A 14829-nucleotide genomic window follows, 5' to 3' on the forward strand; every position below is an offset into this window, starting at 1 on the left:
CGCCGGGTTCGTCGTATCGGGTCGCACCCCGCGCTATCGCACGATGCGCAGCACGTCCTCCGCGATCTGCTCTCCGGTCAGCCGGTTCGCGCGCAGCAGCTCTCCGAGGTCGTAGCGGTCGGCGAACTCCTTGCGGAGTCCGTAGTTCAGCACCCGCATCGGCGTGGGGCCGTACCGCCGGGCGATCTTCTCGCCGAAACCTCCGTCCAGCGAGCCGTCCTCCAGCGTGACGACCGCCCGGTGATCGCGCAGCAGCTCCTCCAGCAGCTCCTCGTCGAGGCCCGTGATGTAGCGCGGATTCACCAGCGTTGCGTCGATTCCCGCCTCGGTTTTCAGCCGGTCGGCCGTCTCCTCGCCCAGCGCATGGAACGACCCGAGCGCCAGGATGGCCACCTCCCTGCCCCTGCGCTCCACGCGGTAGCGGTTCAGTTCGCCGTATTCCGTGTCGAACGGCCCAGGACGGTGCACTACGGCGGCTCCCGGCACACGCACGGCCACGGGGTGTTCCCGCTGGCGGATCGCCCAGTCGAGCATGGCGAAGTACTCCTCCGCGCAGGTCGGCGCCAGATAGACCAGATTCGGGATGTTCGCCAGCAGCGGGATGTCGAAGAACCCGAGGTGCGTCGCGTCGTTCATGCCCGCCGCGGTCCCCATGAATACGGCGATCACCGCCGGATTCCCGTTGATGCAGAGGTCCTGCGAGAGCTGGTCGTAGCAACGTTGGATGAAGGTGCTGTACACGCCGTACACGGGGCGGCCTCCGGCCTTTGCGATGCCTGAAGCCAGCGCCACGGCGTGCTCTTCGGCGATACCCACGTCCACGAGCTGCCGTCCGGCTTCGCGGCGGCGTTCGGGCGTGAATCCCATGACGGCCGGGGTTCCCGACGTGATGGCCACCAGCTCGGGCTGCGTGCGCATCCGTTCCAGCAGGAAGCGGCCCGTCAGGTCGCAGTAGTCCTCTCCGCCGCCTGCGGCTTTCGGTTCGCCCGTCGCCAGGTCGAACGGCATTCCCCAGTGGAACCGCTCCTTCTGCCGCTCGGCCGGGGCGTATCCCTTGCCCTTGAGCGTGCGGATATGCACGACGACCGGTCGCGGCGTGTCCTTCACCTGCCGGAAGGCGGCGGTGAGCGCCTCGATGTCGTTGCCCTCCTTCACGTAGAGGTAGTCCAGCCCCAGCGCGCGGAAGAAGTTGCACGGGGCCTTGCCGTCGCTTTCGCGCAGTTCGCGCAGGTTGGCGTAGAGGCCGCCGTGGTTCTCGGCGATCGACATTTCGTTGTCGTTCACCACGACGATGAGGTTCGTGCCCGCCTCTCCGGCATTGCTCAGTCCTTCGTAGGCTTCGCCGCCGCTCAGCGAGCCGTCGCCGATCACGGCGATCACGTTCTCGCTGCCGCCCCGCAGGTCGCGGGCCTTGGCCAATCCGCAGGCCAGGCTCACCGAGGTCGAGGTGTGGCCGATCGTGAAGTGGTCGTGCTCGCTCTCCTGCGGATTGGTGTAACCCGACACCTCGTCGTAGTCCGCCGGATCGAGGAACGCCTCGCGGCGGCCCGTCAGCATCTTGTGGACATAGCTCTGGTGCGAGACGTCGTAGATGATCTTGTCCTTCGGCGAGTCGAATACGCGGTGCAGGGCGATCGTGGCCTCCACCATGCCCAGGTTCGGTCCGATATGTCCGCCGTGGGCGCTCAGTTTCCGCAGCAGCGCCTCGCGGATCTCGTCCGCCAGCGCATGCAGTTGCTCCGTCGTGAGACCCCGGAGGTCCTGCGGAGCGTCGATTTTTTCAAGATACATGCTGTGTTCGTTTTTGTGTTTGTCCTGTCCGGTATCTGTCTGTGTCGGCCGTCGCGTTCACAGTCTTTCCTGCCCGGTGCGGCCGGAATGCCTTTCCGGAGACCGCCGTGCGGCCGATGGAAGGGAGGGGTCCGGTCAGATGCCTTTCCCCGCTTCGTAGGCTTCGCGCAGGGCGGGATGTCCCGCGATTTCGCCCGCGTGCCACACGCCCGTGCCGAATACGGTCGCACGGAGGTGCGGCTCCTCCAGGCAGTCGAAGAACCCCTGGAAGGTGTCTGCCGTGCGGAGCATCTTCTCCCGCTCCTCCTCGGCGGCCGTGAGCAGGAGGTAAAACTCCTTGCCGCTGATCTCCGTGTAACGTGCGCAGCAGCGGTCGATCAGGGTTTTCATCTGGGCCGCCATCGTGTAGAAATAGACCGGCGTGGCCATCGCGATCACGTCGGCCCGCACCATCTTGTCGATGATCTCCGCCGCGTCGTCCCGCTGCGGGCAGGGTTTGCCGTCGCGGCTGCATGCGCCGCATCCCGTGCAGTAGCCGATGGTCCGGTCGCGCAGGAAAATCTTCTCCGCGTCGTGGCCCGCCTCGGCGGCTCCGCGCAGGAACTCGTCGCAGAGCCGGTCGGAGTTGCCGCCCCGGCGCGGGCTGGATGAAAGAATCAGTACTCGTTTCGCCATTGTCGTTCGTGTTTTTCTGCGGTGCAAAAATAGCGGGAAAAAACGACTTCCGCCTAATCCCGATTACGGATAATATTACCCGGATTCCGGTTTCGCCCCGCCGCCGGGTTTTTAGGTATTTTCGCGTATTGCCTCATCCCGCGGGAATAACGACCTTTGCACCGTGAACGAAAAACCCGTGCGTATGAAACCGATCGCCCTCTCGTTGCTGCTCGTACTGCTGCCTTTCGGCCTGCGGGCGGAGCATGCCGCCGGATACTCCGCGCTCCCGGCCGCGGACAGCGTCGCCGCGGTATCCGCCGCCGATGCGGCCCGCCTTCCGGCCGAAGCCGATGCCCTGCGGGAGAAGACCTCCTCGTGGGAACGGATTCTGGAGCGCCTCCCGGCGATTTCGGGCTATGTGCAGTTGGGCTACGAGGCCGCGGAGCGCTCCTCGACCTTCTTCATCAAGCGCGTGCGGCTGAATCTCGCGGGGAATCTCGCCCCGAAGCTGGGCTACCGCGTGCAGATCGAGTTCGCCTCGCCCAAGGTCGTCGATGCCTACTTGGAATGGAAGCCGCTGCGCCAGCTCAACGTCAAGCTGGGCGAGTACAAGGTTCCCTTCTCGATCGAGAACACGGACTACGTGCCCCTGAAGTTCGAGCTGATCGAATACCCGCTCGGACTGCGCCGGCTGATGGGCTTCGAGGATGTCTGCGGCCTCTCGGCCACGGGGCGCGACATGGGCGCCACGCTCTACGGCGGATTCTTCCGGCGCGACGGGTACGACGTGCTCAGCTACGACCTGGGCGTGTTCAACGGCGAGGGCATCAATACGAAGGACAGGAATACCTCGAAGGACCTCTCCGCGCGGTTGGGCGTCCGGCCCTTCCCGGGGCTGCTCCTTTCGGCCTCCTACTACCGGGGCGAATACGGCGCCTCCTACCTGCGGCGCGTCCGCTACGGAGCGGGCGCCTGCTACGACCGCGGTCCGGTCGTCCTGCGCGGCGAGTGGATCGGCGGCGAGACGGGACTTCCGGCCGGGGACGAACGCCCGGCGGGCGGCCTCCTGGAGAGCAGCGGCTGGTATGTGCTGGGCGGCTGGCGCGTCACGCGGACGCTGATGCCCGTCGTGCGCTACGACACTTTCCTCGAGAATGCCTCCGCGCCGTCCTCCCGCCAGACCAACTACACGGCCGGCATCCTCTGGCAGCCGGTGAAGTACCTGCGCTGCCAGCTCGACTACACCTATGAGGACTACGCTTCGCACGGTGTCTCGAACCGCAACGTCGTCGCGGTCATGTTTTCCGGAATCTTTTAAAGTTCTTGCGATATGATGAAAAACCTGCTCGAAAAACTCCGTGTCGAAGACTGGGTGGCGGTCTGGGTCTCCGTTCCGCTGCTGCTGCTCTCGGCGCTCGTCCCCCGCAGTCTGCCTGCCGTTCCCGCGACGCTCGTGGGCAGCGTGGCGTGGTATAACATCGCCCTGCTGTTTCTGATCGTGCTCGTCGTGCTCTACGTCGGGAGTCTCCTGCTGCGCCGTCCGGTCCGGGGGCTGCTGCCGTCGCTGGTCGTGGTCTTCGCCGTCTCGCTCGTGGCGCAGGTCGTGGCCAAGATTCCCGTCGTGGCGAAATACGGCTTCGAATCGGTCTTTTTCTCGGTGCTCTTCGGGCTGCTGATCCGCAATCTCTGGCGCCTTCCCGATTGGATGAAACCGGCCGTTCAGGGCGAATTCTTCATCAAGATCGGCGTCGTCTGTCTCGGAGCGACGATCCTTATCGGCGACGTGATGAAGTCGGGCGTCTTCGGCCTCGTGCAGGCCTGCCTGGTCGTGGCGCTCGTCTGGTTCTTCGCCTTCCGGTTCTCGCGCCGCCGGGGCGTGGACGAACGTTCGGCGATGATTCTGTCGAGCGGCGTCTCGATCTGCGGCGTCTCGGCCTGCATCACCGCGGCGCGCGTGGCGGGCGGCGACGACAGGAAACTCTCGTATATCGTCTCGCTGGTGCTCATCGTCGTCGTGCCGATGATCTACCTCATGCCGTGGCTGGCCGGACTGATCCTGCCGCATCTGTTCGAACCCTCCGTGGCGCAGGAGGTCGCCGGAGCGTGGATCGGCGGCACGATCGACACCACGTCGGGCGTCGTGGCTTCGAGCGAGATGATCGGCGACGCGGCCAACCGGCAGGCCGTCATCATCAAGGCGGCGCAGAACGTGCTGATCGGCGTGGTGGCCTTCTTCATCGCGCTCTACCTCTCGACCCGCGGGGAGCGGGGCCGCGAGGCCCCCTCGTTGGGCATCGTCTGGGAGAAGTTCCCCAAGTTCATCCTCGGATTCGTCGCCGCCTCGCTCGTCTTCAGCCTGATGCAGTCGGGCGGGTTCTTCGTCCCGGGCGACGGCGGCAAACTCGCCGAAACGGGTGTCGCCAAGACCTTCTCCACGGTCTTCTTTTCGCTGGCCTTCGTCTGCATCGGCCTCGACACGCGTCTGAAGGAGATCGTATCGAAGGAGAACCGCAACCTGCTCCGTTCGTTCCTCGCGGCGCAGGGTTTCAACATCGTCGTCACCTTCGTGATCGCCTGCTTGTTGTTCGGCGTGCTGAAGCCCATGTGGACGGCATAGGTGCGCCCCTTCTGCGCGAAATGAAAGCTGAATCCGCCGGTGACGGAGCCTTTCGGACTGACCGTAGGAACGTTGGGGCTGTGGCGGAACATTCTTGGAACGCTCGGACTTGCCGGACGTATTGTCGATGACGGTCGGATACTGGAATGCAGACGTGCCGTCGCAACATGATAATCGCCGTTTCCGGGAGAATTGTGTGTAAGGGGCCCGGAACGATCGTTTCGGCGGTTGTCGGTCCGTATCGCGATCGGTTTCCGGTCTGCGCTGAAAGTCCGGTTCTCAGCCGTCTCCCAAAACAGCGGATCGGAGCGGAACGTCTCTGTCCTGAAGCAGCCGGACGGAATTGCGGACGATGATATTCGGAGGCAGCAGTATCTGGGTATGGCTCGGTTCATTGTTCTTCAGGGCCTGCAGCAGGATCTTTACGGCCAGAATGCCCATCTCTTCGATCGGCTGATTGACCCGTGTAATGGCCGGGGACAGAAAATCCAGGTAGGTGTAATTGTCGAACGAAATGACCGACAGGTCGTCCGGAACATTCAGTCCGGCCTCTTCGACCGCTTTGAGCGTACCGAGCAGGATTGTGTTGCTCAGGGCGAAGATAGCCGTCGGGGGTTCCGGCCCTGCAAGCGCCAGTTTGGTTTCGACATACCCGTTCTGGATTGAGAAATCGGTGCCCGAGACCATTCCGCCGTCTTTTATCCCGTAGGATTGCAGGGCTTCGCTGTAACCGCGTACCCGCTCTATCGTCGTGATGGATGAAGGAGGTCCCTGGATGCAGCGGATCTTCCGGTGTCCGCTCTCCAGCAGCATCCGTGTTGCATTGTAGCTGCCCAAGTAATTGTCTGTCGAAACGTAGGGCAGGGTCGTTTCGGGGAAATAACGGTCGATCAGGACAATCGGTGTCCTGGTTGCCGCCTCCTCCAGCGAGTGGGCGTCGCGTCCGCAGGGTACGATGATAATACCGTCGATATTCCGGCTCATCAATGAGTCTATTCCCTCCCGTTCGTCCTTCTCGTTTTCCATCGAGTCGATCAGGATCACGGTATATTTATACAGGCGGGCCTCGTGGATGATCACGTTAGCGATGTTGGCGAAGAAAGGATTGTCGATGCTCGGCACCATCAGTCCGATCGTGTTCGTGCGCTTCGTCCGAAGACTTTGCGCCGTCAGATTGGGCTGGTAGTTGCATTTCCGGGCCTCTTCCGTGATCGTTTTTACCGTCTGGTCGGCAATTCGGTATTTTTGCGCTTTGCCGTTTAGTACCCGGGATACCGTAGATATTGAAAATCCCGTCCGCTCTGCTATTGTAATCAAGGTTTCTTTTTGCATTGTTATGTATAATTGGATAGCCAAAGATACTTTTTTTTCAAAAAAGATCAAAGAAAATTTGGTTGTTTGAGATTTTTTTATTTATATTGCACAAACGATTGCGCAAAATACGATCCCAACCTGTCGAAAGCAATGCGCAAACCATGCTGCAGAAACCTAAAACACTTCGAAATGAACCTTAAAAAAATTGTTGTCATCGGTAGCAGCAACACGGACATGGTCATCAAGTCCGAGAAACTGCCTGCCCCCGGAGAAACTGTGCTGGGTGGCACTTTCCTGATGAATCCGGGAGGGAAGGGGGCCAATCAGGCCGTTGCTGCGGCCCGTCTTGGCGGCCGTGTCACTTTCATCTGCAAAACCGGAGACGATCTGTTCGCCCGGCGGGCCGAAGAGGGATACAGGCAGGAGGGTATCGACACGGCCTTCATGCTCTGCAATGCCGAAGTTCCTTCGGGTGTGGCCCTGATTACCGTCGATGCCAAAGGCGAAAACTGTATCGCCGTCGCTCCGGGGGCCAACAACACCCTTCTGCCTGCCGACATCGAACAGGCCCGTTCCGAGATTGAGTCGGCCGATCTCGTCATCATGCAGCTCGAAATTCCTCTCGAAACCGTCATCTGCGCGGCCCGTATCGCTCACGAATCCGGAGTGAAGGTACTTTTGAATCCTGCACCCGCATCGGCTCTTCCGGAAGAGCTGCTCCGAATGGTGGACGTCCTGATTCCCAATCGCGGAGAGGCCAGCGCCCTGACGAACATCGAAGTGACGGACTGGGAAACCGCCGAACGGGCCGCTCGGGTTCTCCATGGATACGGTGTCGGCAGCGTGCTCATCACGCTCGGGGCGTACGGAGCTCTCTGCTTCGACGGCTCCGAATGTACGCACATCGCTCCGTTCAAGGTGAAAACCGTAGACACTACGGCTGCCGGCGATACCTTTTGCGGAGCTCTCTGTGTTGCGCTGGCCGAAGAACGCGATCTCGTGCAGGCTGCCCGTTTCGCCTCGCTCGTCGCCTCGATCTCAGTAACTCGGCTCGGCGCGCAAAATTCCGTTCCTTATCGCCGGGAAATCGACGATATTCGGGTCGCACAGCTCTGACCAATCCAAAATCAGATACACGAACCTAAAAACCCAAACATCCATGAGAAAATTGAACTTTATGCTTCTTTTCTCGTTTTTCGCACTCGCAACCGCGGGATGCGACGATGAGAACGAACAGAAAGCGGAGCCCGTGGCCCCGATTCTGAAAGATGTGGTCATGCCGGCGGAGAGCAGTACGATTCCCGGCACGACGGTAACGATCTCCGGCAAGGGTTTCGACACAGGGGACAAACTTTATTGTACGTCGCTTTCGCAGGAAAAGGACTTTGAACCCCAGGTAATCGAGGTGACCGATTACGGCATTTCGATCGTTATCCCGTCCGATGCCGCCGGCACATACGAGGTGGACGTAGAGCGTGCGGGTCTTGTCAGTACGCTGCCGGACTACTTGAAAGTGGCTTACGTGATCGCTATCGACGATCTGGTGATGCCGACGGACCATGCGGCCCGGGGTACGAAAATCCGGATCGGAGGCAAGGGCTTCGAGGCGGGCGACAAGGCCGTCTTTACTTCCGACGCCTATCCGTCCGGCGTATCCCATACGGCGGACGTCGCACTGACCGGCGAGGGAGTCGAGATCGTTGTTCCCGAGGAATGCTATGGAGTGAATACGCTGACGCTGACCCGGGGAAACCGGCAGGGACGTCTGGGAGAGGTCAGTGTGGCCGTCGCCGTGGGAGACGAGATAGGCGGAGGTATCGTCTACTATGTTTCCGACGGAGGCATTCACGGACTGATCGCCAAGCGCAGCAATACCGGTTCGGCGACCGAACAATGGGGACCGACCTCCAGACACGGCGAAACCAGAAAGGATATATACGCCGGCAAGGAGAACACGCGTATTTGCGTGGAGGCCATGAAAAATTTCCACCAGCAGTTCGAGACATGGCCGTCGAGCAAGAAGTCGGCTGCCGAACAGTGCGATGCGGAGACCGAGACCGTGGACGGCATCGTGTACGACGATTGGTTTCTCCCTTCGCAGCAGGAACTCGTACAACTGTTCTACCAGAAAAACATGCTTGCCGAAAAGGGTGCCGGACTTGCGGCCAACAACTATTGGTCGTCGTCTGAAGGTGATGCCGACGACAGCGCGCCGATATGGAGCGCCTACTACGTGAACTTCTATGAAGCGGAGAATCTCGTGACGGCGGCTTCGGACAAGGAGGGATGGGCCATCGGAATCCGCGCGATCCGTCAATTTTAGCGTCTAACTACTAACCGAGAACAACAATGAAAAAGATATTGTTTTTACTGGCAGCACTGCTGCTGGCAGCGGCCGGTTTTGCCCAAAACAAGGTCGAAGGCATGGTGATGAATGAAAATTCCGAACCGCTCGCAGGTGTTGCCGTTGTCGTAAAAAATACGCAGAAGGGTGTATCGACCGATGCTATGGGATGTTTTTCGATCGATGCAAAAAAAGGTGAGACCCTGGTTTTCTCTTTCATAGGCATGATCGATCAGTCCGTTCCCGTGGGGAAGGATACACGAATGGAAATCCGCATGGTCCCCGATAATTACAACATGGACGATGTGGTGGTCATCGGTTACGGGTCGGCCAAAAAGAGCGATCTGACGGGCTCGGTGGCCTCCATCAAGTCCGATGTGCTCAAAAACAGCAAGATCGGAATGGTTTCGGCCGCTCTGCAGGGTGCGGCGGCTGGCGTACAGGTCACGCAGGGCAATATGAAACCCGGAGCCGATGCCAGCATTCTGATCCGTGGCGCCGGCTCGATCAACGCTGGGACGGAACCTCTTTACATTGTGGACGGTGTGCCTGTGGAGGGTGGTCTGCAGGATCTTTCGGCCGGCGATATCCAGTCCATCGAGGTGCTGAAGGACGCTTCCTCGGCCTCGATTTACGGATCGCGCGGCTCGAACGGCGTCGTACTCGTCACCACCAAAAGAGGTACGGCAGGAAAGACCCGCGTATCGTTCAACGTCACGGGCGGCGTACAAAAGCTCATGAACAAGCAGGACATGATGACCGCTCAGCAGTATTACGACCTGATCGAATCCACCGGGCAGACCTATACCTGGACTTCGGCGGAATTGCGCCAGCTCAGCCGCGGCGAATCGACCGACTGGCAGGATGCCGTGACGCAGAACGGCAGTTTCCAGAACTATAATTTTTCGATTTCGGGCGGCGGCAAGACAACCACCCACTACCTCGGTCTCGACTATTACGACCAGCAGGGAACCGTCAAGCGCTCCTCGTTCAACAAATTTACCGCTCGTTACAATATGGACGCTACGCTGAACAAATGGCTGCGTTCGGGTGTGAGGATGAATGTCATCGAATCTAAACTGATGAATATCAACGAGGAGTCCGACTCGGGTTACGGTACGATGCACAGCGCCATCACTGCACAGCCCACCGCTCCGATCTATAATGCCGACGGCAGTTATTTCGACGGTTTCCTCAATACGAAGGCCAATCCCGTAGCCATCGTCGATTTGCTGGACAAACCCACCAAGAAGACCCGTGTCGTGGGATCGTTCTATCTGGAGCTGGAGCCTGTCAAGAACCTGCGCATCCGTTCGGACAACGGCGGGGAGCTGGTATTTTTCAAGGTCAATGAATACGAAGACGGACGCATGGGTCAGCACTATGCCGCTGACGGACATGCCCGTATCATGACCAACAAGAAACGGTACTGGCAAACCGAGAACACCGTCACCTACGACTTTATGCGCAACCGGCACAAATTGACGGTCATGGGCGGATTCTCCGCTTCGCGGACCGACTACGAAGAGGTCACGGCCGATTCGAAGGGACTCAATGCGACGACTAAATACAACAACCTGGGCGGTGCGACCACCCACGGTCCCAACGGATCCTATGCTTCGGCTTCGACGCTCGTGTCGTTTTACGGACGTGCGACCTATAATTTCGACGAGCGTTACCTCGTAACGCTGACCATGCGCGGCGACGGTTCCTCGCGTTTCGCTCCGGGACACCGGTGGGGCTACTTCCCCTCGCTGGCTGCCGCATGGCGTATCTCCGAAGAGCGGTTCATGCAGAAAGCCAGATGGGTGGATAACCTCAAACTGCGTGTCAGCGCCGGTATGCTCGGCAATCAGAATATCGGCGATTACTCCTATGCCGCGCAGATCAGCCAGGGCGGTTCGGGTCTCGACTACGTTTTCGGCAACAGCCTCGTATCGGGAGCCGTCTACAGCAGTATCAGCAATCCCGATCTCACCTGGGAGAAGGCCAAACAGTTGGATATCGGTCTGGACTTCGGCCTGTTCGGCAACCGTATCGCCGGTACCATCGAGGGTTACTACAAACGCACGAACGATCTGCTCTGGACCGTGCCGCTGCCCAAGGAGTCGGGTTACACGAGCTCGATGACCAACGTGGGCGTACTCGACAACAAGGGCATTGAGTTCACGCTGAACACGGTCAATCTGAATCTGCGTAATTTTCAGTGGACCTCTTCGTTCAACATCTCCTATAACCGCAACGAGATTATCGAGCTTTACGACGGCAAGCAGGATGTCGATAAATCGCTTTTCGTGGGGCACTCGCTCGGGGAATTTTACCTGCTCCACTCGCAGGGCATATGGCAGCTCGATGAAGCCGACAAGGCCGCTGTCTACGGCGCCTATCCGGGCGATCGCAAGATCCTCGACAGAGAGCCCGACAACGTCATCAACGGCGATGACCGTATGTTTGCCGGTCAGAGCACTCCGACCTGGTACGGAGGTTTCTCCAACACGTTCCGCTTCTATGGTTTCGATGTCACGCTGTTCATGAACTTCGCCGGCGGCCACAAGATCAACAACACGCTGCTGCGTTCGCAGAGTTCCTACAACGTATGGGGCAATATGAGCCGGGATTACTACTTCGGTTATTGGCGCATCGACCGCCCGAGCAACGTCTACCCGGCTCCGCGCGTAGGCAGCGCTTATGCCAACGGAGATGGCACCGATGCCAATCTGCAGGATGGCAAATACCTGCGCATCAAGAATCTGGAGATCGGCTACACGCTGCCTAAGCGTTGGACCGATGCCATTCGCGCCAACAGCATCCGCGTATTCTTCTCGGTGCAGAACCTCGCGACCTTCACCGCCTACACGGGCTACGACGTAGAGGCGTGGGACAATACGAACCCTTATCCCGGTTCGCGCAGTTTCATCGGCGGAGTTTCCGTCAATTTCTAAAACACGCAACCTAAAAAAACGAACCATGAAAAAGATGATATGTGCCGCGGGATTCCTGCTGATGCTGGGTGCGGTCACTTCCTGCGAAAGTTTTCTCGATGAAACCCCCAAAAGCAAGTTGACTCCCGAAAACTCGTTCAAGACCGAGGACGATTGGGACAACACCCTGACGGCCGCTTACGGGGCGTTGCAGAACATCACCGCCGGATTCGAGGCGAAATATGCCATTACGCTGGGTGAATTCGGCACCGACGAGGTGCTGCCGTTCGATCTCGGATGGGCAGCCTATGCCGAGTTGCATTATTACACTTTTTCGGCCTCGCATTCTTTTTTCGATAATCACTATACCCTCTGTTACGATGGTATAAAGCGTTGCAATATCGTCATCGACATGCCTTCCGAGGCTCCTGTGAGCGGACAGGCGCGCAGTCTGATGATCGCCCAGGCCAAATTCGTGCGTGCGCTGCTCTATTTCGATCTGGTGCGCATGTACGGCGGCGTGCCGCTCTGGACCTCGGCGTCGGTCGATAAGAACCAGATCATGAAACCGCGTTCGACGGCCGATGACGTTTACGGAGTCATCGTACAGGACCTGCGCGATGCCGCGGGCGTACTTCCTCCGTCGTGGGAGTCCGGATCGGACAAGGGCCGCGCCACCAGCTATGCGGCCTATGCCCTGCTGGGCCGTGTCCTGTTGCAGTGGGGGCGTCCCGGCGAGGCGCTGACCGCTCTCGATCAGGTTTACGGCAAGTTCCATCTCTACGACGACTATGCCGACATTTTCTCGCCTGACCATAAGAACGAAGAGTATGAAAACATCTTCGAGGTGCAGTTCAAGCACTCGGGCAAATGGGGCGAGGAGGGTTCGCTTCAGCACAGCTATTGGGGACCGCGCAACATTCCGGGCAGCACGACGGCTTTCGGAGGCTGGGGTGGATTCGGCCCTTCGCAGTATCTTTATGACAGTTACGACGCCGAGGACAAGCGCAAGACGGCTTTCTTCTGGACCGAGTTTGCCGGTATTCCGCAGACTCCGCCGGCGATCAAGAAGTTCTGGGATCCGAAATACGGCAATGAGATCGAGAACGACGATCTGAACTTCATCTACATCCGTTATGCCGACGTGCTGCTGATGCGGGCCGAAGCGCTCAACGCCATCGACGACAAGACCGATGCCAAGTACGATTGCCTCAACGAGGTGCGCAGACGCGCCGGACTGGGCGAGATCACCGCGGCGGACAACCTTACGAAGCAGCAGTTCGCCGATGTCCTTCTCGAAGAGCGCCTGCACGAGCTGTGCTGCGAACACGTGCGTCGTTTCGACCTGATCCGTTTCGGCAAGTTGGCCGAACAGGTGAAGGCTGCCTACGATATCACGATCCGCGACTTCCATGTGCTTTATCCGATTCCGCAGAGCGCCATGGATGCGAACGATGCCATTACGGAAAACAATCCGGGTTATTGATACGGTTCTGACGGGGAGGCGTTCCGTCGCCTCCCCGTTCCGAAAACTCACGATATTCAATCTGTTTATGAAGACAATCTTTCGGTTGGGATTCTGCCTGCTGTTCGCCGCCGGGGCAGGATGCGAAAAAGATAGCGGCGAACACTTCCCGCAGGGTGGGGACACGGGAAGCACGACCGTAGAGAACGGTGTCGTGAAGGTCGTTCCCTACGAATATTACCAGGCATTCCGCAATCCGATGAAGGGATTCCGCGAGTTCTTCGGTCCCGGCATCGACAAAAAGAGGGCGGAATATCCCTATCCCTACGGTTCGCTCATCAAAGAGTACATGCAGTGGAACATGATGGAGAACGTCGAATCGGACGGCGTGGACAAAGTGATCGCTTACAGCAACCACCGTTGGGAAGGCGTCGAGGAGATGAACGTCAAGGTCGTGCCGCGCCCCTTTATCGTATGGATAGAGCCTTACGAGGGCGGCGTGGAGAAGAATACCTACACGGATCATCCCGATGACCTGAACGGCTGGCACTGGCCTTCGGACATTCCGCGCGAGGTGCGTTCGGACGACGACAACACTCCTTCTACGGGCGGATATTTCGACCCGACGTTCCAGGAGCGTGTCAAGAAGTTCGTCGCCAAACTGGGCGAGGCGTGGGATAACGATCCGCGTGTGGCCTATGTCGAAATGGGCATTGTCGGCGAATGGGGCGAACACCACGACCCCAACATCACGACCTATTGGAAACCTCATTCGCAGCCGGAGCATGTCGCCAACCGGACCTGGATTCCCGGCATTGAAAAGACGTTGGGCGACGCATTCAAGGCCGCTTTCAAGAACAAGAAGGTCATGATCCGCTATGCATACGAGTTCGAGGACTACGATTTCGGCGTCTATTGGGACTCGTGGGCCATCTCCGAGGAAGAGGGGCGCGGTTACAACGCCATGATGCGCCGGGGCGACTATTGGCGCACGCAGCCTGTCGGCGGCGAGATAACCTGGAACTGGGGCGATCTTTACGACAAGGGCTACCGCAGCCTCGAAGACTGTCTGGCCAATGCGGAGACCCGCGCGAAGGTCATCGAACAGATTCGCTCGCTTCACTGCAACCATCTGGGCGGCGTGACATGGGCCGATTTCAACGATCCCGTGTTCCAGGTCAATGCATCCACGGTACAGAAAGCGCTGGGATACCGCTTCGTCATCAAGGAGTTCTGCTATCCCGCGCGCATCGAGCAGGGTAAGCCGTTCGAGGTGAAGCTCAAGGTGGTCAATACGGGTTCGTCGCCTTTCTATTACGACTGGCCTGTCGAGGTGGCGCTGCTCAACGTATCGACGCACCGCAAAGTGTGGTCCGCCACGCTCGCCGATGCGCACATTTCTCAGTGGATGCCCGGGGAGAACTGGGATCCTGCGAGCGGCAGTTACGGTACGCCGGCTCCCGAGAACGAGGTGACTGCCGCCTTGACGCTCGACGAGGAACTGCGGCCGGGCAAATACATCGTGTCGCTCGCCGTCCTCGATCCTGCCGGTATGCTGCCTTCGCTGCGCTTCGCCGCCATGAACTACTTTACCGGAGGCCGCCATCCGATGGGATACGTCGGAGTGGGGGCCGACAGCGACGAATATGAGCTCAAAAATGCCGAATTCGACGACATCCAGAGCGACAAGACCTTGAGATATATCGTAGACTGACGATGC

The 14829-nt window shown here is 59.2% G+C and carries 10 protein-coding genes; 7 read left to right on the forward strand and 3 right to left on the reverse strand.

The genetic code is table 11. From position 1 onward, the window contains the following. Positions 1–33: 33 nt before the first annotated feature. Together KB554_RS09470 and KB554_RS09475 are read right to left on the reverse strand one after the other, a co-directional pair. Complete coding sequence (locus KB554_RS09470) at positions 34–1791, reverse strand: 1-deoxy-D-xylulose-5-phosphate synthase (RefSeq protein ID WP_211035772.1); 1758 nt, start codon at positions 1789–1791, stop codon at positions 34–36. A gap of 135 nt (positions 1792–1926) precedes the next feature. Next, complete coding sequence (locus KB554_RS09475; RefSeq protein ID WP_141428265.1) at positions 1927–2466, reverse strand: flavodoxin family protein; 540 nt, start codon at positions 2464–2466, stop codon at positions 1927–1929. Positions 2467–2650: 184 nt separating this feature from the next. Between KB554_RS09475 and KB554_RS09480 the strand changes: the two genes are divergently transcribed. Then, the gene (locus KB554_RS09480) at positions 2651–3766 is read left to right on the forward strand and encodes a porin (protein ID WP_211035774.1); all 1116 of its coding nucleotides are present in this window, start codon (positions 2651–2653) and stop codon (positions 3764–3766) included. A gap of 15 nt (positions 3767–3781) precedes the next feature. After that, complete coding sequence (locus KB554_RS09485; RefSeq protein ID WP_141429958.1) at positions 3782–5065, forward strand: putative sulfate exporter family transporter; 1284 nt, start codon at positions 3782–3784, stop codon at positions 5063–5065. Between the two features lie 279 nt (positions 5066–5344). Here the strand turns inward: KB554_RS09485 and KB554_RS09490 are convergent, their stop codons facing one another. After that, on the reverse strand, positions 5345–6397 hold the full coding sequence (locus KB554_RS09490; protein WP_141429957.1) for a LacI family DNA-binding transcriptional regulator: 1053 nt from the start codon (positions 6395–6397) through the stop codon (positions 5345–5347). 171 nt (positions 6398–6568) lie between these two features. On the opposite strand from KB554_RS09490, the gene rbsK reads away from it, so the two are divergent. The 5 genes from rbsK (at position 6569) to KB554_RS09515 (ending at position 14823) form a co-directional block, all read left to right on the forward strand. After that, positions 6569–7495, forward strand: coding sequence for a ribokinase (gene rbsK / locus KB554_RS09495; RefSeq protein ID WP_141428263.1), 927 nt, complete (start codon positions 6569–6571; stop codon positions 7493–7495). A 43-nt stretch (positions 7496–7538) separates the two neighbouring features. Further along, positions 7539–8702, forward strand: coding sequence for an IPT/TIG domain-containing protein (locus tag KB554_RS09500; protein WP_211035776.1), 1164 nt, complete (start codon positions 7539–7541; stop codon positions 8700–8702). Between the two features lie 26 nt (positions 8703–8728). Then, positions 8729–11665: a TonB-dependent receptor gene (locus tag KB554_RS09505; RefSeq protein ID WP_211035777.1), complete on the forward strand. Its 2937-nt coding sequence runs from the start codon at positions 8729–8731 to the stop codon at positions 11663–11665. A gap of 25 nt (positions 11666–11690) precedes the next feature. After that, positions 11691–13130 carry a RagB/SusD family nutrient uptake outer membrane protein gene (locus tag KB554_RS09510; protein WP_232522943.1) on the forward strand — a complete coding sequence of 480 codons (1440 nt, stop codon included), beginning with the start codon at positions 11691–11693 and terminating at the stop codon, positions 13128–13130. Between the two features lie 67 nt (positions 13131–13197). Next, positions 13198–14823: a DUF4832 domain-containing protein gene (locus tag KB554_RS09515; RefSeq protein ID WP_211035779.1), complete on the forward strand. Its 1626-nt coding sequence runs from the start codon at positions 13198–13200 to the stop codon at positions 14821–14823. Positions 14824–14829 lie beyond the last annotated feature (6 nt).

Source organism: Alistipes sp. Marseille-P2263 (genome assembly GCF_018101075.1).
Lineage (GTDB): Bacteria > Bacteroidota > Bacteroidia > Bacteroidales > Rikenellaceae > Alistipes > Alistipes dispar.